Source organism: Pedobacter sp. NEAU-ZC8 (assembly GCF_059278965.1).
In genome coordinates, this window is record NZ_JCAJXC010000001.1 from 106,571 (window position 1) to 124,777 (window position 18,207).

At 45.5% G+C, this 18,207-nt stretch carries 21 protein-coding genes; 14 read left to right on the forward strand and 7 right to left on the reverse strand.

What is annotated here, in order from left to right; all coding sequences use genetic code 11:
- The first annotated feature begins 14 nt into the window (after positions 1-14).
- The 4 genes from AC5WJX_RS00530 (at position 15) to AC5WJX_RS00545 (ending at position 2,326) form a co-directional block, all read left to right on the forward strand.
- Positions 15-596, forward strand: a complete 582-nt coding sequence (locus AC5WJX_RS00530; RefSeq protein ID WP_494482893.1) for a Crp/Fnr family transcriptional regulator — start codon at positions 15-17, stop codon at positions 594-596.
- Between the two features lie 148 nt (positions 597-744).
- On the forward strand, positions 745-1,212 hold the full coding sequence (locus tag AC5WJX_RS00535) for a VOC family protein (RefSeq protein ID WP_494482894.1): 468 nt from the start codon (positions 745-747) through the stop codon (positions 1,210-1,212).
- 6 nt (positions 1,213-1,218) lie between these two features.
- Complete coding sequence (locus tag AC5WJX_RS00540; RefSeq protein WP_494482895.1) at positions 1,219-1,854, forward strand: DinB family protein; 636 nt, start codon at positions 1,219-1,221, stop codon at positions 1,852-1,854.
- On the forward strand, positions 1,820-2,326 hold the full coding sequence (locus tag AC5WJX_RS00545; protein ID WP_494482896.1) for an SRPBCC domain-containing protein: 507 nt from the start codon (positions 1,820-1,822) through the stop codon (positions 2,324-2,326). Before AC5WJX_RS00540 ends, AC5WJX_RS00545 begins: the two co-directional genes overlap by 35 nt.
- Positions 2,327-2,397: 71 nt before the next feature.
- On the opposite strand, the gene AC5WJX_RS00550 is transcribed toward AC5WJX_RS00545, so the two are convergent.
- Together AC5WJX_RS00550 and AC5WJX_RS00555 are read right to left on the reverse strand one after the other, a co-directional pair.
- Positions 2,398-2,889 carry a DinB family protein gene (locus AC5WJX_RS00550; RefSeq protein ID WP_440430059.1) on the reverse strand — a complete coding sequence of 164 codons (492 nt, stop codon included), beginning with the start codon at positions 2,887-2,889 and terminating at the stop codon, positions 2,398-2,400.
- A 54-nt stretch (positions 2,890-2,943) separates the two neighbouring features.
- The gene (locus AC5WJX_RS00555) at positions 2,944-3,903 is read right to left on the reverse strand and encodes a helix-turn-helix transcriptional regulator (protein ID WP_494482897.1); all 960 of its coding nucleotides are present in this window, start codon (positions 3,901-3,903) and stop codon (positions 2,944-2,946) included.
- Positions 3,904-3,972: 69 nt separating this feature from the next.
- Here AC5WJX_RS00555 and AC5WJX_RS00560 point away from each other — a divergent pair, with 69 nt between their 5' ends.
- The 5 genes from AC5WJX_RS00560 to AC5WJX_RS00580 are packed head-to-tail and all read left to right on the forward strand — an operon-like array spanning position 3,973 to position 8,578.
- Positions 3,973-4,674, forward strand: a complete 702-nt coding sequence (locus AC5WJX_RS00560) for an ABC transporter ATP-binding protein (RefSeq protein WP_440430055.1) — start codon at positions 3,973-3,975, stop codon at positions 4,672-4,674.
- A complete protein-coding gene (locus AC5WJX_RS00565; protein ID WP_494482898.1) occupies positions 4,655-5,602 on the forward strand; it encodes an HlyD family secretion protein in 948 nt (315 codons plus the stop codon). Before AC5WJX_RS00560 ends, AC5WJX_RS00565 begins: the two co-directional genes overlap by 20 nt.
- A gap of 2 nt (positions 5,603-5,604) precedes the next feature.
- Complete coding sequence (locus tag AC5WJX_RS00570) at positions 5,605-6,738, forward strand: ABC transporter permease (RefSeq protein ID WP_494482899.1); 1,134 nt, start codon at positions 5,605-5,607, stop codon at positions 6,736-6,738.
- 2 nt (positions 6,739-6,740) lie between these two features.
- Entirely contained in the window at positions 6,741-8,027 is a 1,287-nt protein-coding gene (locus tag AC5WJX_RS00575; protein ID WP_494482900.1) for a TolC family protein, read from the forward strand.
- Between the two features lie 11 nt (positions 8,028-8,038).
- Complete coding sequence (locus tag AC5WJX_RS00580; protein ID WP_494482901.1) at positions 8,039-8,578, forward strand: 2'-5' RNA ligase family protein; 540 nt, start codon at positions 8,039-8,041, stop codon at positions 8,576-8,578.
- A 1-nt stretch (position 8,579) separates the two neighbouring features.
- Here AC5WJX_RS00580 and AC5WJX_RS00585 read toward each other — a convergent pair whose 3' ends face one another.
- The 4 genes from AC5WJX_RS00585 to AC5WJX_RS00600 all read right to left on the reverse strand — a co-directional run bounded on the left by AC5WJX_RS00585 (position 8,580) and on the right by AC5WJX_RS00600 (position 12,090).
- Positions 8,580-9,500: a TIM barrel protein gene (locus AC5WJX_RS00585; RefSeq protein WP_494482902.1), complete on the reverse strand. Its 921-nt coding sequence runs from the start codon at positions 9,498-9,500 to the stop codon at positions 8,580-8,582.
- Between the two features lie 140 nt (positions 9,501-9,640).
- Positions 9,641-10,339, reverse strand: a complete 699-nt coding sequence (locus AC5WJX_RS00590) for a zinc metallopeptidase (RefSeq protein WP_494482903.1) — start codon at positions 10,337-10,339, stop codon at positions 9,641-9,643.
- Between the two features lie 137 nt (positions 10,340-10,476).
- On the reverse strand, positions 10,477-10,950 hold the full coding sequence (locus AC5WJX_RS00595) for a glycosyl-4,4'-diaponeurosporenoate acyltransferase CrtO family protein (protein ID WP_494482904.1): 474 nt from the start codon (positions 10,948-10,950) through the stop codon (positions 10,477-10,479).
- Positions 10,951-10,974: 24 nt separating this feature from the next.
- On the reverse strand, positions 10,975-12,090 hold the full coding sequence (locus AC5WJX_RS00600) for a carbohydrate-binding family 9-like protein (RefSeq protein ID WP_494482905.1): 1,116 nt from the start codon (positions 12,088-12,090) through the stop codon (positions 10,975-10,977).
- A gap of 183 nt (positions 12,091-12,273) precedes the next feature.
- On the opposite strand from AC5WJX_RS00600, the gene AC5WJX_RS00605 reads away from it, so the two are divergent.
- On the forward strand, positions 12,274-13,317 hold the full coding sequence (locus AC5WJX_RS00605) for a Gfo/Idh/MocA family protein (protein ID WP_494482906.1): 1,044 nt from the start codon (positions 12,274-12,276) through the stop codon (positions 13,315-13,317).
- A gap of 26 nt (positions 13,318-13,343) precedes the next feature.
- Here AC5WJX_RS00605 and AC5WJX_RS00610 read toward each other — a convergent pair whose 3' ends face one another.
- Positions 13,344-13,571 (reverse strand): hypothetical protein, encoded by a 228-nt coding sequence (locus tag AC5WJX_RS00610; RefSeq protein WP_494482907.1) that lies wholly within the window; start codon positions 13,569-13,571, stop codon positions 13,344-13,346.
- Between the two features lie 356 nt (positions 13,572-13,927).
- Between AC5WJX_RS00610 and AC5WJX_RS00615 the strand changes: the two genes are divergently transcribed.
- From AC5WJX_RS00615 to AC5WJX_RS00630, 4 genes are all read left to right on the forward strand, one after another.
- Entirely contained in the window at positions 13,928-14,314 is a 387-nt protein-coding gene (locus AC5WJX_RS00615) for an SPW repeat protein (RefSeq protein WP_494482908.1), read from the forward strand.
- 340 nt (positions 14,315-14,654) lie between these two features.
- Complete coding sequence (locus tag AC5WJX_RS00620) at positions 14,655-15,605, forward strand: CvpA family protein (RefSeq protein WP_494482909.1); 951 nt, start codon at positions 14,655-14,657, stop codon at positions 15,603-15,605.
- A 184-nt stretch (positions 15,606-15,789) separates the two neighbouring features.
- Positions 15,790-17,529 (forward strand): GMC family oxidoreductase, encoded by a 1,740-nt coding sequence (locus AC5WJX_RS00625; protein WP_494482910.1) that lies wholly within the window; start codon positions 15,790-15,792, stop codon positions 17,527-17,529.
- A 36-nt stretch (positions 17,530-17,565) separates the two neighbouring features.
- The gene (locus tag AC5WJX_RS00630) at positions 17,566-18,192 is read left to right on the forward strand and encodes a gluconate 2-dehydrogenase subunit 3 family protein (RefSeq protein WP_440430035.1); all 627 of its coding nucleotides are present in this window, start codon (positions 17,566-17,568) and stop codon (positions 18,190-18,192) included.
- Positions 18,193-18,207: the final 15 nt, after the last annotated feature.

An 18,207-nucleotide genomic window follows, 5' to 3' on the forward strand; every position in this document is an offset into this window, starting at 1 on the left:
CTTACCTTAAGGTTATGGCTTTAGCTTTAAGATCCTTGTACCAGCATCCGCTTCTAACACCCCGCGATTTGCAGGTGATTATAGATGCTCATAAGCCTATATCGTTCAAAAAAGGCGACTTTTTGCTTAAGAAGGGGCAAATAGCGAATGCCTACTTCTGTGTCGAGACAGGACTGATACGTTCGTTTGTATATGATTACAGTGGGAATGACATTACTACGGGTTTTATTGGTAAAAATGAAATCGCCATTGACGTGGTATCACTGTTTACCCGGGTACCTTCAGAAGAATATTTTCAGGTGCTTACGGACTGCGAATGTTATCGGATTGACCTGGAGACCTTCCAGGAGCTATATCACTCGATTAAGGGGCTAAATGAATGGGGGAGAGCCTGGATGTCCGGGAGTCTTTTCGAGTTGAAGCAACGTACCATAGCGATGATCACCGAATCGGCCACGGAGCGGTACTTGCGGCTCGAAGCGCAACATCCACAAATCCTTCAACAGGCACCCTTAAAGTTTATTGCCAGCTATCTTGGTATCACGGATTCTTCGCTTAGCCGTATTCGAAAGGAGCGCTGTAAGGCAAGCCTCTGATGCCATAGAATTATCGCCGAGCAGTTTTATATCCTGAGATTTGCCTGAATAATTGCCTGGATTTCTTGTCTTAAGACAAGTGATCTGAATCTGTTTCATCTTAGCTTTGGAGTTATTAATCAACTGTAAACCTCTAAACAACAAGATCATGAAACTAAATCCTTATTTAAATTTCTACGGTAATGCGGAAGAAGCATTCCGCTTTTATCAGTCCATTTTAGGTGGTGAACTCCGGGTGATGAAGATGGATGATGCGCCAGGTGCAGATAAGTTGTCGGAAGCTGAGCGCAATATGGCGATGCATGTGTCTATTCCTATCGGTGATGGACAATTCCTCATGGCATCCGATTGCCTGGAGTCACTAGGACAGCAGCTGACTTTTGGAAACAACAATTACATCGCGCTATCACCAGACAGCCGTGATGAGGCGGACCGCATATTCAATGGGCTTTCGGCCGGAGGTGAGGTGGAAATGCCGATGGCAGATATGTTCTGGGGCGATTACTTCGGTTCCTTCAAGGATAAATATGGTGTGTACTGGATGATTATGTACGAGACAACACCGGCTGCGACGAATGTCTCCGAGGAAGCCAGTCAACTTTATGAATCTCAATAATACGACATGAAAAAGATATTAATTCTTCTGCTGCTTGCTCCGGTCGTTACCGGAGTATGTGCACAGCAAGCAAAACAGGTAAACGTTGCTGCAGCAGCGTCAACGAAGGAAAATGACAAAGCTTTCCTGAACGACTACTTCATGCAGACTTATGCGAAACTTGAAGAAAGTACCTCGGGACTTACGAGTGAACAACTGAATTTCAAACCGGCAGCGGATAAATGGTCGATCAACGAATGTCTGGAGCACATTGTGCTGACAGAGAAAGGGCTGTTTGAGGAAGCCAAAAAAACCATGGAGGCACCAGCAAGCCCTAAACGCCGGAAAGATGTTAAGGTTAGTGATGAAGAGGTAATCAAAGGCATGAGCGATCGTAGCCATAAAGTTAAGGCACCAGAGGCACTGACCGGTAAAGGCAAGTATAGTGATGTTTCACAGGCCCTTGAAGAGCTTAAGGATAGCAGGAAGTTGGTGTTTGATTATTTAAATACCCGTCCCATTGCAGACCTGCGCAACCACATCAGCGATAGTCCCTTTGGACCCACAGACGGATATCATGCCTTTTTGTACATTGCAGGTCATATGGCAAGACATACCGGGCAGATTGATGAAATCAAATCAAGCCCGGGCTTTCCCAAGTAACAACTTTTACGCGATGAAAGATCAGGAACTATCAATCAAAACAAAAATTCAAATCTTAAAACCGGCATCCGTGGTTTTCCAGGCAATTGTAGAACCAGCAGAGATGTCAAATTACTTCATCTCTAAAGGATCCATGCGCATGGAAACCGGTGCGGAGCCATTTTGGCATTTCCCTGAATTTGAAGAAGGGTTTACCGTGCGGGTAAAGGAAGTGAAACCAGAGACATATGTTGCTTTTTACTGGGACACTGAAGTGGGGGAGACCCTGGTGGAGATCAATCTCCAGCCCATTGGAGGAAATGCGAGTGTTGTAACCGTAACGGAAAAGCCCTCATCTGAACAAACAGCAGACATCAAATGGCTTAAAGGTAATACGGAGGGTTGGGCAAATTTTCTGGCCTGCATGAAAGCCTGGTTGGAGTATGGTGTTCATTTGCGGAAAGGTGCATTCGATTTTATGTCAGCACAATAATGTAAATCTGCCTGGTTGAACTAAATAATCCTTTTGGATCAAAAGTAGTTCAGTCAGGCAGATTTATATGCCTACTGCTCGTCCGCGCTAGGACCGTAGCTTCCTGGTATTGGAATATCCAATAGTCGCAGGTAAACACCCAATTGGGCACGGTGATGAATGATCTGGCTCATAGAATGTCTTACCAATTCTCGTTTGGTGATGGACATATAGATCGCATCGCCGTTCCTCAAGGTCCATTGTGGATCCAGATCTTCTTCTTTTGCAGTCATCAAATGTTCCCTTGCACCTGCAAGTTCTTTTTCAAACAGGGCAAGTAATTCAGCGTTGTTATTCCATACCGGTGGACTATAGGGTGTCGCGGCAAAATCCATTTCCTCACTTACAAAAGCCAGGCTCATCCAACCTGTGAGCTCCGCGACGTGGCCCGCAAGATCTTTTATTTTCATGCTTTTAACATGTGGCTGCCAGTCCAATTTATCATCAGGAACACGCTCCAGCATTTTACGGGTTACAATTGATTCCTCATCAAGTTCTTTTAGAAATTCTTTAAGTGTTGACATATGCTTGTTGATTAGTTTTAGACAAAGAAGCAAATTGGTGGTGACAACCCTATGTCAGCAGCATTGCATTTGTTGAATTTTTTTTTCTGCAGCGGTATGGATTGTTTTTACTTTTTCAATTAGGGCATTTGGGCTAAGGATGGTTGCACAATCAGAAAAGCTCATGTACCAACGCGCAAATCCCTCTAATGACATCGTCATGAAGTCCATGATTACACCTTCAGGTGTAATTTCTTCCGATACGAATCCTTGATAATATTTTTGTTCTCCCAGATGAATATAGGCATGCTGATCTAAGCTAATTTGCACTGGCTGCAGCGCCATCTCCCGGTAAAGGCTTCTTACATAGTTCATGAAGGGCTCGTGTATATCATCAAACTGAAGTTCCAGCAAGCGTATGTTTAAGATCCGGTCGAACCGAAAGTCACGAATGGCTTTTCGACTACGGCACCAGGCAATCAAGTGCCAGAAGTTATCCAGAAAGAAGACCCCGATGGGTTCAACCTGCCTGTTCGTATGTTCCTGGCGGTAATAGGCGAAATAGTCGATTTCCAACAGCCGACGTTCAGCAATTGCTTTTAGAATGGTCTGCATGGCATTTTCGCCAGGATGGTTTGCTGGTCGTCTGCTTTCAAGTACCTCAATGCGGGTATCAATATGTTCAAGGTAGTTTTGTTCGGTACTGCGCAGCACCGCCCTGATCTTATCCAGTGCAGCGCGATAGCTGGCGCTGTTCGCGGCATCAGTAAGGCTGCTGACGAGTTTCTCCGCGGTGAGAAAAGCTGTAGCTTCTTCGCGGCTGAACATTACAGGCGGCAGGCGGTAACCTGCGGCAAGGGAGTAGCCTACGCCGGCCTCACCGATGATGGGCACCCCAGCTTCCTCAAGCGAACGCATGTCGCGGTATACGGTACGAAGGCTGATGTCGTATCGCGATGCAAGATCTTGTGCCTTAACTACTTTTCGGGATTGCAGCTGGATCAAAATCGCGGACAGCCGGTCTAATCGGTTCATAAACCAAATTTATCATTATAAAACCGCTAAATTACCAACCTTAATTGCTAAATATTTGTTAAGCACTCAATGCAGGAGACCATAATATCCTTAAAAGGCGTAAATAAGATCTATAAAACTGGCGACACGACGATCACGGCGCTGGATCAAACGGACCTGGAGCTTAGAAAAGGTGAACTTACCTTGATTATGGGCCCCTCGGGCTCTGGAAAAACAACCCTGCTCTCCATTATAGGATGCGTGATTTATCCAACAGCGGGTGAAGTATACTTTTTAGACCGGAAAGTAACGGACCTCAGGGAAAATGAACTTGCTGCCATTCGGCTTGATCAGATCGGGTTTGTCTTTCAGCAATTCAACCTGCTCGAACCACTAAATGCGCTGGAAAACGTGATGCAGCCCATGGTGCTTCAGCGTTTGCCCAAAGACGAAGTAAGGGCACGCGCTAAGCGCGCACTAGAGAAGGTAGGCTTGCTGGACCGCATGAACAATCTTCCTAAAAAGCTTAGCGGTGGCCAAAAACAGCGTGTGGCGATAGCCAGAGCTTTGGTCACCAATCCACCAATTGTGTTGTGTGATGAACCTACAGCCTCACTGGATGCGAAGAGTGCCGCCGTGATCATGGAGGAGCTTAAGGATCTGGCGCAGGAAGGAAAAGCGGTTATTATTGTGACACATGATTTAAGATTACGCAAATTTGCCGATCGCATCATTTATGTGGAGGAAGGCAAAGTATCTAATACAATTTCGAATGAAGAGGAATACAAGTAATACCTTATTTGCGCTGATGATGCTGTTAAGTGCCTGCGGTGCTGGCGACAAAAAACAGGCGGCTCCGCTGAAGCCTGAGCAGGTTGTTGCAGAAGCCAGGGAGGTCATTAGCGTCGGTAAAATCCTGCCTAGAGATGGCATTATCAGCTTGTCGGCCACCATAAGCGGGACTATTGAAGCCATCCAGGTGAAAGCGGGCGACAGCGTAAAGAAGGGTGATCTAATTCTGCAACTTGGCGCGGCGCAGGAACAGCTTGCCGCATCAGAAAGCCAGGCCCAAGTTGCGGCGCAGCTTGCCAGCAATGCTGCGGATGCTTATGAGGTACGCATCGCCGAACTTAAGCTTCAGGAACTATCAGCAAAATACCAGACCAGCAAGTCGCTGGCTGAAAAAGGGGCAGAAACACAAGAGGTTTTGAATACAGACTACATCAATTATGAGCAGCAACTGCAAAAAGTAGCTCAGGTTAAACAAACCCAGCGCGCCAATCAACAATCGCTGAATGAGCTGCGGCAGCGACAGCAACTGTCGGCGCTGAACCTGAAGGATCGAAGGATCAAGGCGCCTACAGCGGGCATTATTCTGAATATGGATGCCAAAGCGGGGCAGGTGCTTGAAGCCAATAAGGCCTTTGCTGAACTTGCACCTGCAGGAGAACTGGTTGCGGAATGTGAAGTAGATGAACTATATGCCTCGAAAATAAAACTTGGACAGCGGGTACTGATCTATCCAACCAGCAATCCAAATCCAATAGCCGAAGGTCAGATCAGCTTCGTAGGTGCCTCGCTCCAGGACAAGTCCATTTTGTACGAACAGATTGGGGAGGGTACAGACAGGCGGGTTCGGCGCATGACGGTGAAGATCACCAAATCTGAACGTCCGCTGCTGATCAATGATAAGGTTGAATGTAAAATTATGTTGAACTGATTATGATCCTGCTGGCCTGGAAATTCATAAAGTTTGATCGCTCGAAGAGCATCGGGATCGTCACTGCCATTGTGATCAGCATCTTTTTAATAGGTCAGCAGCTGGGACTGCTTGGCTTTTTGATGGGGCTGATGGGCAATCTTGTGAGTAATGCCAATCTTGATGAGCGCGACATTTGGGTGATCGAAAATCAAACCGAGAATGTTAATGTGCTGAACCGGATTGATCAGCGTTATGTACAGGAGCTGCGCAGCATAAAAGGGGTTGAACAAACCTATCCAATTTTAATCGTCAATTGTCAGGCCTCCTTTCTCGATGGCAAAACTGCAGGCGTGAGCCTGGTGGGCAGTGAAGCACCGATGTTTATCACCGGGCCCAGACAGGAACGCATCTTTGAAGGTAAGCTTGCCGACCTTGCTACACCGGAAGCTTTGTCTGCTGAGTTCTTCAATGCATCTTCCTGGAAGACAGATCTCTATTTAAATAAACCCATCGAGATCAATGGTAAAAGCGCGCGGATAAAACTCATCACCAAAAAGGCCCAGGCTTTTGGGGGCGATTTTATGTATACCACCATCGAGAATGCCCGCTTCTATGGAAATTTAGATCCTTCTACGGTAAGCATTGTATCTGTAAGACTTCAGGAGGGGGTAGACAAAGCAGCGGTCATTGCCCGAATCAATAGCCTATATCCTAAATTGAGGGCATGGGACGTAGAAAAGTTGAGGAACTCGACGGTGAAGGAGATACTAATATCCTCCAACATGGGCATGAGCTTTGGTACGCTGGTGGTATTTGCGATGATCAGCGGTTTTTTCATTATTGGCCTGACACTATATTCTTCAGCGCTGGATCGTATAAAAGATTACGGTACGTTGAAGGCAATTGGTGCAAAAAAGGACTATGTAAACCGGCTTATTGTTACCCAGGCTTTCTTATATGCCGTGTTTGGATTTCTCATAGCCATGGTGCTACTGCTCGGATTCCAACAAGGTGTTAAGAACAGCGGATTATTTATTGACTTCAGTATACTGTTTATTGCGTTCCTTTTTGGATTAACCTTGCTGATTTCCATCGGCGGCTCGCTGTTCGCTGTTCGTAAGATCTCCAAACTGGAACCAGCATCTGTATTTTAATTATGAATCGAATAGTCCTTACCATATTAGCCGTTTGTGGCAGTTTAGGCGCTTATGCACAAGGGCTTTCCATTGACTCGCTCTGGGCGCAGGCAAGTTCTTATGAAAAACTCAGACAGGCGAATACCAATGTATCTCTGGCCACTCTGAGCATCAAAGCGGAGCAGCTCGGGCGCTTACCACTGATCTATGGCGAAGCAAATCTGCAGCGCAATCTGATCACGCCTTCCACACCGGTACCTGCAATAGCCTTCAATCCGAATGCTACACCCGGTGAGATCCTGCCTTTAAAGTTTGCCACAGACTGGTCCGCTAAAGCTGGTATTCAGTTTAGTATGGATCTCTTTAATCCACAACAGAAGCTCGCACTGAAAACGGCGGAACTGGAACGTAAAGCAGCTACACTCGATTATGATCAAACCTTACAGGACTGGAAAAAACAGGTTACATCTGCTTATGCAAAGGTGGTGATCTCCTCCAGACAGTATTTTGAGGCCGTTGAAGACTCCCTCAGGTATGCGGAAATCCTTGACATCACGCAGGCCCGGCAGAAGGCTGGCCGCACGACTTTGATAGAACTTAACAAAGCCAAACAGGAACTTATTAACAGACAGACACAGCTGCATGAAGCTTTCCGGGTGCTTGAAGTGGCGAATATCGAATTGTCTAAATATGCAGATACACGAGGATTTACACAACTCTCGAGCTCCATACCAGATATTGTTGCTAAGTTAAAAGTAGACGCGAGGAATGTTCAACTGGAGCAGATACAAATAGAACAGCAGAAGATCGCGTTGCAACTTCAATCATTGAAAAAAGAGGCTTTACCGTCCTTGACCCTGAATGCTTTCTATGGGAGCCAGTTTTATAACAATACCTTGTCGTTATGGAACAACAATAACTGGTTTGGCAATAGCTACGTTAATGTAGGTGTACGGCTTCCAATTTCTGAAAACATAGACCGGGCATTGAAGAAAAAGCAACTTGGCCTGCAGAATCAGCTGATAACCTCTCAGTATCGTGAAGAGGCAGCGATGGAGGCGGCCAATTTCCAGCAGCAAGCGCTAAATATCGTGCAGGCGGAAAAAGCCCTTGAAAACGCCAGAGCTATCGAGCGCTTATCAACCGAGAACATCACGCTGGCGCAGGCGCAATATAAAGCGGGCAAGATCTTGCTATCTGAATTGAATCAGGAGCTTAGTACGCATTTTAAAAATTTGCAGAACGTCTGGCAGGCAGAATACGACCACTTGTTAGCGGTGTTGGAACGTTATGCTGCAGAAAACTAGGAGGACCTATCATGAAGTATTTTATAGGAATTGTTCCACCGGAGGATATATACCAGAAATTACTTGACATACAAACGCAACACGGAGATAACCGGCTGGAGCCACATATTACTTTGCGTCCGCCGGTTGTTCCATCGCCGGAGCGGGGTTGGTTGCAGGTTGTGGAGCGGCAAGCTGCAGCAGCAGCGCCCTTTGAGGTGTTGCTGCCTGGAACAGGTACCTTTGGAAAGGGTGTGATGTTTGTCCGGGTGGAATCTGCTGGCCTGTTGAAGTTGCATGCCGAATTGATCCCTGCCTTAAAGGGTTTTGAACCTGTAGCAGCTAAACAAGAAAGGGTAGGTGATTTCCATCCTCACCTTACGCTTGGACGTGCCTGGTGTGGGTTTACGGCAGATGACTTTGAAAGTATGAAAAAGATGGCGGAAGGGTACCTGGTGGAGAATGATGTCCGGTTTATGGTATCTACCTTGAGAATATATTATAAGCCTGACCCTCATGGGAGGTATCAGGCTTATAAGGATGTGCCCTTAGCGGGCGATTCCCCAGTTTGATTTAGGCGTATTGCTGTTGGATGCGGCGTAGCAGTTCTACGGTCTTGCGGATACCTTCTTCTTCGGAAAGCTTTGTACCTTCATATTCTATACCTACGATTCCGCTCCATTTACCCTCGCTGATAATTTTGAACATACGATCAAAATCTATGGTGTCTTCATTGCCTTTTGCATCGAAGTTAAAGGCTTTAGCACTGATGCCCTTGGCGTAGGGAAGCAGGTCTTTTACGCCTTGATACTTGTCGTATTCTTTGTCTTTGCTGATGCGGAAATTACCAAAGTCAGGCAGTGTACCGCAGTATGGATTATTCACTTGTTTCATTACGGATGCCAGCCAGCTGCCATCGGAGGAATAGCCTCCATGATTTTCCACTATGATGTTGATCTTGTGTTGTTTTCCAAACTCTGCTAATCGGCCAAGTCCGTCCACAACAGCAGTTTTTACCTCATCGGCAGTACCATTTCCGGCCGCATTAACACGGATACTATTGCAACCAAGGTACTTGGCTGCAGCAACCCACTTGTGGTGCTTCTCAACCGCCTGCTGTCTTGCCTTTTCATCCAGATCGCCCAACATACCTTCACCATCAATCATGATCAAGTGGTTTCGTATGCCTTCGCCTTTAGTAATGGTTAATAACTCTTTAAGGTAGGCCTGATCGGATTCTTTCTTGTCAAAAAACGGACTTACATATTCAACGATGTTGATGCCAAAATCCTTCTTTGCTTTCATAGGAAATTCCAGGTTCGTCATCTTTTTTGCGAACAAGGCTTTGTGAAAAGACCATTCTGCAAGGGAAATTTCGAAAAATGCTTTCTTTTCCAGGGAGAAGGCATCAAAAGGTAACAAAGGAGACAGGCCGGCGGCTGCGGACAGCATGCCCAGATTTTTAAGGAAGGACCTGCGGGTGTTTGAGTTCATATGCATTGGTTTATTAGGTTAGCACTTAAAAATAGTTAAAAATATTTGATACAAGCAAATGCCAGCCATAGAATGAAAAAAGCGGATCCATGATCCGCTTTTTTCATTCTAAAGTATTCACCCTGCTCTGCAGTCCGAGATTAATCCCGGTCTCGTGCGTTTAAAAACAAGAGGATGTAATACAACAGTGTTGCTACGGAACTTATCGCTGCAACAAGGTATGTCCTTGCCGCCCACTTCAAAGCATCAGCAGCTTTATCATGTTCTGCCGCAGTGGTCATGCCGTTGTTCTCCAACCATGCCAACGCACGGTTACTGGCATCATATTCTACCGGAAGGGTGATCAGGGTAAATAATGTGGTTACCGCAAATAGTAAAATTCCAATTAAAAGAATGGTGGGATTGGAACGGCCGAACATCAGGCCGAGACCCGCCAGTATTACCCATTGTGACAGCTGTGAACTAATGTTCACCAGGGGCACGATTGCACTTCTGAATTGCAACATGCTGTACGCCGTGGCATGTTGTACGGCATGGCCGCACTCATGAGCCGCCACTGCAGCTGCCGATACACTTCGCCCGGCATATACATCGGGGCTTAAGTTCACCGTCTTATTCGCAGGATTGTAGTGGTCTGTTAGTTCGCCAGGTGTAGACAGTACCCGTACATCATATATGCCATTATCATGAAGCATTTTCTCGGCAATTTCACGGCCACTTAGACCGTTTCGTAAGCCGATCTGGCTGTATTCGGTAAATTTGCTTTTCAGCCTGTTGCTGACAATCATGCCCACCAGGAACATGATGCCGGCAATAAGATAATATCCCATAAGTCCCATATCTCTATCTTTATTTGTGTGTGTTTAAAGTCTATATCTAAGCAACATTGCTTTTTTGTTCTGGATCAAAAATGGTGCAAAGCCAGCATAGATGTCAAAATTTCAGAAAAGATCAACCAAGCATGGCAATTTTACATCTAAAGGTTATGCTGCCTGAGAAATTTAACGATCCTTATGCGGTTATACTGCTGCAGCAAGATGGGATAAACGTTATAGATAATGTTGCAAATGAAGATGGTAAAGGCCAGTATATACTGTTCGTTATAACATGCATACACGCTGCTGGCCTGGAAGAAAATCAAACAGCAGAAATGATAACGTTCAAACATCTGGATCTTTTTAAGGTAGTTTTTAATACCAATGCCGTTACCCGCCTGGAAGTCTCCGTCTTGCGCAAACCTGCGAATAAATTTGACACCCAATCGCCGGTAAACCCGTTGATTTTTACTAACGTCTAACTTTCGGTAGATGGCTTCCGGGAAAAAGCAGCTAGCGACGCTGAGCAGTAATAAAACATAGAATGGCCAGTGTATGCCCTGCAGGAACCAGAAGTAACCTACCGGGAAAAATCCAACTATAGTCCAGCCGACATTTAAAAGTTGATTTACCATCCTTGTAATTTGATGTATTTAAATTTACAGCATTCCATCCTGATTTATGCTTAGGGTTTTGTTTCCGGATTTTATCAGCAGTAGGAATTGCCTGCGGCCGCCTTCCATCGAAAGACTAAAGGTTTTTCCTTGGATCTGATAGGTACTGGAGAGCCCCAGTTCGCTCAGGTTCTCGGTATAGCGGCCATTCTTTTTCAAATGATCAACCTGCTTGTAATAGCCGAGCCAAAGATATTTTTTGAGCTGTTCATCAAAGGGCAGCTGCTTAACAGCGTTAGTGCCTGTTCCGAAGTGCAGATAACCCCAGCGTTCAGGGAGGTGCATGTTAATGACCCCTTGTGGTGACCAAACCCAGTTATGTTCGGGGCGTGTTTTCCCATTAGCATCTTTCTTTTTTAGGTATTTGCCTGCGACCACTTCTGTGTCCCACTCTACTCTGGAGAAGTTTATGCGCCAGATATCTCCTGGTTTTGGCGTTTTAATTTGGTCGCCGATTTGCAGTGCCCGATAAGGGATGGCCATTTCTACCGTCCATCCTTTATCAACATCAGCAGCATTATTGATTGTACCATCCACTTTCACCGCGGTTTTCATTCCTTTGGCTTCCCAGTTAAATAGCGCATGGCCCATGTTCCGGTAAGGTTTGGCTAAGAAGAGGTCCCAAGTGGTATTTAAGGCATTGAGTTCAATTTCAAAGTAGTTCTGGCTGTCGCCGTCTGGATCTATAAAAACCTCGAAATCATTGTCATAGAAGATGATGTCGTCGTGTTCCTTCATATTCGCCCATACATGTGGTTCATCAAGCGTTGCAGCAATATAGAGGAATTCTTTGTCCCAGATCATCTTACACCTGGTCATCAGCGCTGCTGCTGGTTTTTTCGCGCCTTCGATGTCAACAAAGGCACTGCTCCAGGGGATGTCTTTCCAGACTTCATCTGTTAAATCACCGTCGATCTCCGGCTTTGTTTCAATTAGTTTCGCCTGGTAGTGGTTTGGAGGCGTAAAGAGATGTTCATAACCTTTAAAAGGATCAGCTTGTTTAACCTGGGCATGGCTGGAACCAGCAGACAGCAGGCATAAGCACAGGTAGGGTAAAAAGTGTGTCGCGGTGGGTTTAGGTCTTAAAAAATTGGGGATCATCAGCATCATATAATTCTTGCGTAAGCTTACATATTTTTAGCTATAGAACAAAACAAGCCCGGAATAAAGCATAGTTAATGCGCCGGAATCACTAAATTGCTGGAATAAACCAGTATTATGAGGTCAGGTAAGGTACGATCAGGATTAGCGGCAATTTGCTGCTTACTATTAATTTGCTTCACAATGAATGTGCATGGACAAAACAAACTCAATGTTGTAGTTGCAGGATTAAACCACGACCACGTGTACCTGATCATGAACAGTTTCGAAAAGGGGGAAGTGAACATCGTAGGTATTGCAGAATCCGATGCTAATCTGATCAGCAGGTTTAAAACCAGGTACAAACTTCATGATTCCTTGTTTAATGCAGATCTTTCCTTGCTTCTTAAAAGACGAAAACCTGAGGTGGTTCTGGCGTATAATGCCATTAGCGACCATCTTGCGGTAGTTGAAGCGGCAGCGCCACTTGGAATTTCGGTAATGGTTGAAAAGCCACTTGCAACAACCGTGAAGGATGCTGAGCGTATGGCCGCACTGGCCAGACAGCATCATATTCAGCTGCTTACCAATTATGAAACGACCTGGTATTCCAGCAACCAGGAAGCTTATAAACGAATCAAAGAAGATAGAGAAATCGGATCAATCCGGAAAATGGTCGTTCATGATGGCCATCAGGGACCCAAAGAAATCAACGTGAGCAAGGAGTTTCTGAGCTGGCTTACCGACCCGGTTAAAAACGGCGGGGGTGCCATCGTAGACTTCGGCTGTTATGGCGCAAATCTAATGACCTGGCTCATGGATGGTCAGGCTCCGATTGCGGTAACAGCGATTACACGCCAGATTAAGAAAGATGTTTACCCAAAGGTGGATGACGACGCGACCATTCTGCTCGAATATCCAGCTGCAACCGGTATCATCGAAGCCTCCTGGAATTGGCCTTTCGCAATAAAGGACATGGAAGTATTCGGTGAGACCGGTTACATACAGGCAGTAGACCCGCAAACCTTGCGGATTAAGGAAAAGGAACAAGCGCCGTACAGCACCAAGACTGCAGCGCCATTGCCCGAGACATTCCGTAATCATCTTAACTACCTTTCAGCCTTGCTCAGTAAGCAGATCACTGCTAAAGACGATCTCTCCTCGCTTGAAAATAATTTGATTGTAGTCCGGATTCTGGAAGCTGCAAAAGCGTCTGCAAAAAGCGGTAAGCGCGTGCCATTGAAATGAATGATCTCTGAACAGTACGGGCCGCGCTAACTGTTTAGAAATTCATAGTCGAAAATATAATTGTCGATGTTATCACGATGGTCCCTATAGTCAGGACTTTTATGATCAATCAATTTCTGATCATAATCAACAATGCAGATGACCTCTTTACCTTCCTGTTTCAGGTGGTTGTCGGTGTCCATAATTTGGTTGTAACGGTGGGAATCAAATGTTCCATATCCTTGGGCAGGATCAAAATAAACAAGTCTGAACATAATCATAGGTTTTAAACAAAAAATATAGGTTAACCAAATTTAGTTGAACCATAATGAAAATTTTACAAGGAAAACCCCTAAAACACAAAAAAAAGTACCCTTAATACTTTAAGTTTTCCAAGGTTAATAAAATATTAATACCCAGATCTATATAGCTGAAGCTGAGGCCAAAAGGAACTGCCTTAATCATGATTGAAGGCTGTTGTGTAACTTAATATGGTATTTACGAGCGTAGCTTAAACAAATACCTGAAAGTGCGGGTAACATCTACGCAATGTTTAATTTTGACGCGCTGTTGCCTGGTTTTTGTTGCTAATTGCCTAATTAACAAGTTTTTAAATTAATGAACTAAGGCTATGAAAATCATTAGTAGAAAAATGCACGGTGCATTAGATTATGGATCAGCGATCTTATTGATCGCAGCACCCTGGCTATTTGCTTTTAGCGATGTGGAACCTGCAAAATCTATCTCCATTGGCGCTGGTATCCTGATCTTTGCGATGTCGCTTATGACAAATTATGAAACAGGGATGGTTAAAGTGATTCCGATGCAGATACATCTTTATGCCGACATCATGCTTGGAATCTTCCTGTTAATTTCTCCCTGGGTATTTGGATTCAGCGGCGAAACCTATCTGTTTCACGTGATCATGGGACTCTTTGCGGTTGCATCCGGAGTGATGACAAACAGCGAAAGTTTACACCATAGATATCACGAACATCAACACTCGATGGCGAAGTAAGATAAGGGAAGCCGGCTTAGCCGGCTTTTTTTATGCCTATTCTAAAAGCCTTAGATTTGAAGTTTTTCTTCAATTTACGCTTGATCAGTGTCAGGTTATGCGCTGCTGCCTTAATCTTGAAGGCCTGCAATTAAATATTTGTTATTTTAGATGAGCGGCAAGGGGATACGGATTTAAGAAAGTTAATGGTAAGGTCTATGAAAACGCCTGTGATTTTACGCAGGTAATTTGATGTTTAATGCGTAATAGAAAGAATGGTGATAGTATTTCACGTAATTACACAAAACTTATTGCATTATTTCTCAGTGTTTCTCGCCTCAGCCTGGATAAACAAAGATTTATGAATTACATCGACCTTCTTTTAATCGTTAGCTTGCTTGTGCCTGTTTATGTTGCTATACAGAAAGGATTTTTGTGGAGCACAGCAGACCTTATTTGCTGGTTAGGCAGTTTGGTGCTGGCCTTTATTTCAAATGATCTGATTAACACCGGGCTTCAAATGCTCATCGGGTCGGAGGTGGTATGGTCAAGACCTTTCGCATTCATCTTCTCTGCGATCCTGTTTAAATTCATCCTTGATTCAATCGCCGTTCAGCTTTTCAGATATATACCGGCATCGGTACATACAAACGCCTATAACAGGTTTTTTGGCCTGCTTCCGGGATTGGTGAATGGAAGTTTGTGGGCGGCTTTTTTTGCAACCTTGCTGCTATTGCTTCCATTGAATAGCAGAATTCCCGCGCATGTACAATCAAGCGGGATTGCAGGTCCCTTGGTATCCGAAATCAGTTGGCTGGGACAGAAGCTTACCAGCGTATTTTCTGGTGGGCAGCACTTTATTAAACATCCACCACATGTTAAGGCTGAGGAAACTATCAAATTGCCGTTTAAGGTTACAGATTCAAAGCCTAATGCAGCGCTAGAGGCTGAAATGCTGGTGCTGATCAACAAAGAGCGTAAGCTGATGGGCCTGCAGCTTTTGAAAGCGGATCCGGAAATGCGGGTAGTTGCCAGAAAGCATTCTATGGACATGTTTTCTAGGGGCTATTTTTCTCATCATAGCCCTGAGGGACTTGACCCTTTCGATCGTATGGCAAAAGAAAATGTGTCCTTTCTTACGGCTGGTGAAAACCTGGCTCTGGCGCAATCCCTGGCGATTGCACATGATGGCCTCATGAAATCGCCGGGGCATCGGGCGAACATTTTGAATGGTACTTTCTGCAGGGTAGGCATCGGCATTCAGGATGGTGGGTTCTATGGTTTGATGATCACGCAGAACTTTAGGAATTAGCTTGTGCAATGCTACTGCGCTAGCGAAGCTCAGACATTTGCATTTTACCTGGATTATGCCTCCACTTGCTGCGAAAACGTTTTAGTAAATTCGTATCAATATTGTTGTAATCGCTTCATCGTGTCGATATTATCTTTAAATTACAGCCACAAACCAATGTAAACCTTAAAATACATAGTGTGACATGAAAGATTTTCAAATAAAGAAATCAGACACTGAATACGACGCGATTGTGATTGGGTCTGGTGCCGGCGGAGGGATGGCAGCCTATGTGCTGGCACATGCCGGACAGAAAGTGCTGATGCTTGAAGCGGGTGATCACTTTGATCCGCGTACGGATGCACAACAATTGAAATGGCCATGGGAATCTCCCAGACGTGGTGCTAGTACCACCCGGCCCTTCGGCGACTTCGATGCCTCTTACGGCGGCTGGGTACTGGATGGCGAGCCATATACCCAGAAAGATGATTCGGAATTTGCCTGGTTCAGATCGAGGATGCTCGGCGGACGAACAAATCACTGGGGTCGCATTTCGCTGAGAATGGGTCCGGAGGATTTCCAACCTAAAGATGGCCTGACGGACAGCTGGCCCATCACATATGACGACCTTAAACCTTTTTACGATAAAGTAGACCGCCTCATTGGCGTTTATGGTACGGTAGAGGGTATCGAAAATGAACCTGATGGCATTTTCCTTCCACCGCCGAAACCTAGATTACATGAATATTTCATTCGCAAAGGCGCAAAGAAAGCCGGCGTAACGGTAATCCCAGGCCGGGGTTCCGTGTTAACGGAAGCACTGCCGGGCAATAAAGATCGCGGTTCATGCTTTTTCTGTGGACAATGCGGCAGGGCCTGTAAGGTATATGCCGATTTCTCTGCTTCTTCTTGTCTTGTTATCCCGGCAGTAAAGACCGGTAACCTGACTTTGATCACAAATGCAATGGTTCGTGAGGTACTTACCGATAAAAGCGGCTTAGCAACAGGGGTATCTTATGTAAATACCAGAGATATGCAGGAGCACCAGGTTAGGGGTAAAGTTGTGATTCTGGGCGCCAGTGCTTGTGAGTCGGCGAGGTTACTGATGAACTCCAAATCTTCAGCTCACCCGGATGGTATTGCGAATAGCTCTGGTGTTGTTGGTAAATACCTGCATGATTCTACTGGTGCAAGTTTAAGTGGCTTTCTGCCGCAGTTAATGGACCGTAAGCGTTACAATGAGGATGGGGTAGGTAGTGTACACATCTACTCGCCATGGTGGCTGAACAACAAGAGCCTGGATTTCCCTAGAGGTTATCATATTGAATATGGTGGTGGCATGCACATGCCATCCTACGGCTTCGGCGGAGGTATGCAAGGCATGAACGGACTGATACCGGGAAGAGACGGGAAGATGAAAGAAGCCGGTGGTTACGGTGCATCATTAAAGGATGACTACAGACGTTTTTACGGCACGGGCGTAGGTATGGCGGGCCGTGGTACCGCTATCGCACGCGAAAGCAATTACTGTGAGATTGATCCAAAAACCGTTGATAAATACGGAATTCCGGTGCTGCGGTTTCATTACAAGTGGGCGCCGGAAGAGGTGAAGCAAGCCAAACACATGCAGGAGACCTTCAAAGAGATTATGCATGGAATGGGTGCGATCATCACCTCTCCACTACCGGGAGCAGACACCAACTACGGCCTGGAAGCGCCAGGAAAGATCATTCACGAAGTGGGTACCGTAAGGATGGGTAACGACCCTAAAAAGTCTGCGCTGAACAAGTACTGCCAGGCGCACGACTGCAAAAACTTGTTTGTGGTTGATGCTGCACCTTTTGTGCAACAAGGAGACAAGAATGCAACCTGGACCATTCTTGCACTTTCCATGCGTACGGCTGAGTATATCCTTGCGCAGAAGAAAAAGTTAAACGTAGGATAGGTTATTTACATTAATGCAGATTTAAATTGTTAAGTCATGAATAGACGTGATTCGCTCAAGGCCCTGGGCCTTACCGCTATAAGCTCTGCCGTTCTGCTGGAAGCCTGTAAGTCTGGCCCGGAAAAAGAGCAAGCTGCCGGAATGGATAGTACCAAACAACCTGGACGGCAGGATTTTGAAATTGAGCGCGACAAGCGCTTACAGGAAGCTAAGTTCTTTAATGAACATGAAATGACCACTATAGGTATCCTGGCGGACATTATCATTCCGAAGGATGAGAAGTCGGGCTCTGCGACAGATGCTAAGGTGCCGGAATTTATAGAGTTTATTGTTAAGGATATTCCAAGTTACCAAACGCCAATGCGTGGTGGATTGCGCTGGCTTGATCTGCAATCATTGCAGCGTTTTGAGAAATCATTCGCTGATGCAAGTCCGGAACAACGCATCAACATTGTTGATGATATTGCTTATCCGAACAAGCTTAAACCAGGCATGTTGCAAGGCGCCGGATTCTTCAACCTGATGCGTGACCTGACCGCCTCCGGATTTTTCACCAGCGAGATGGGTGTGAAGGATATTGGCTATGCCGGGAATAAACCCAATCGTTGGGAAGGCGTACCTGCAGATGTGCTGAAGCAGTATGGCCTGGAGGATATGGTTTAGCGATATATTTGCGGT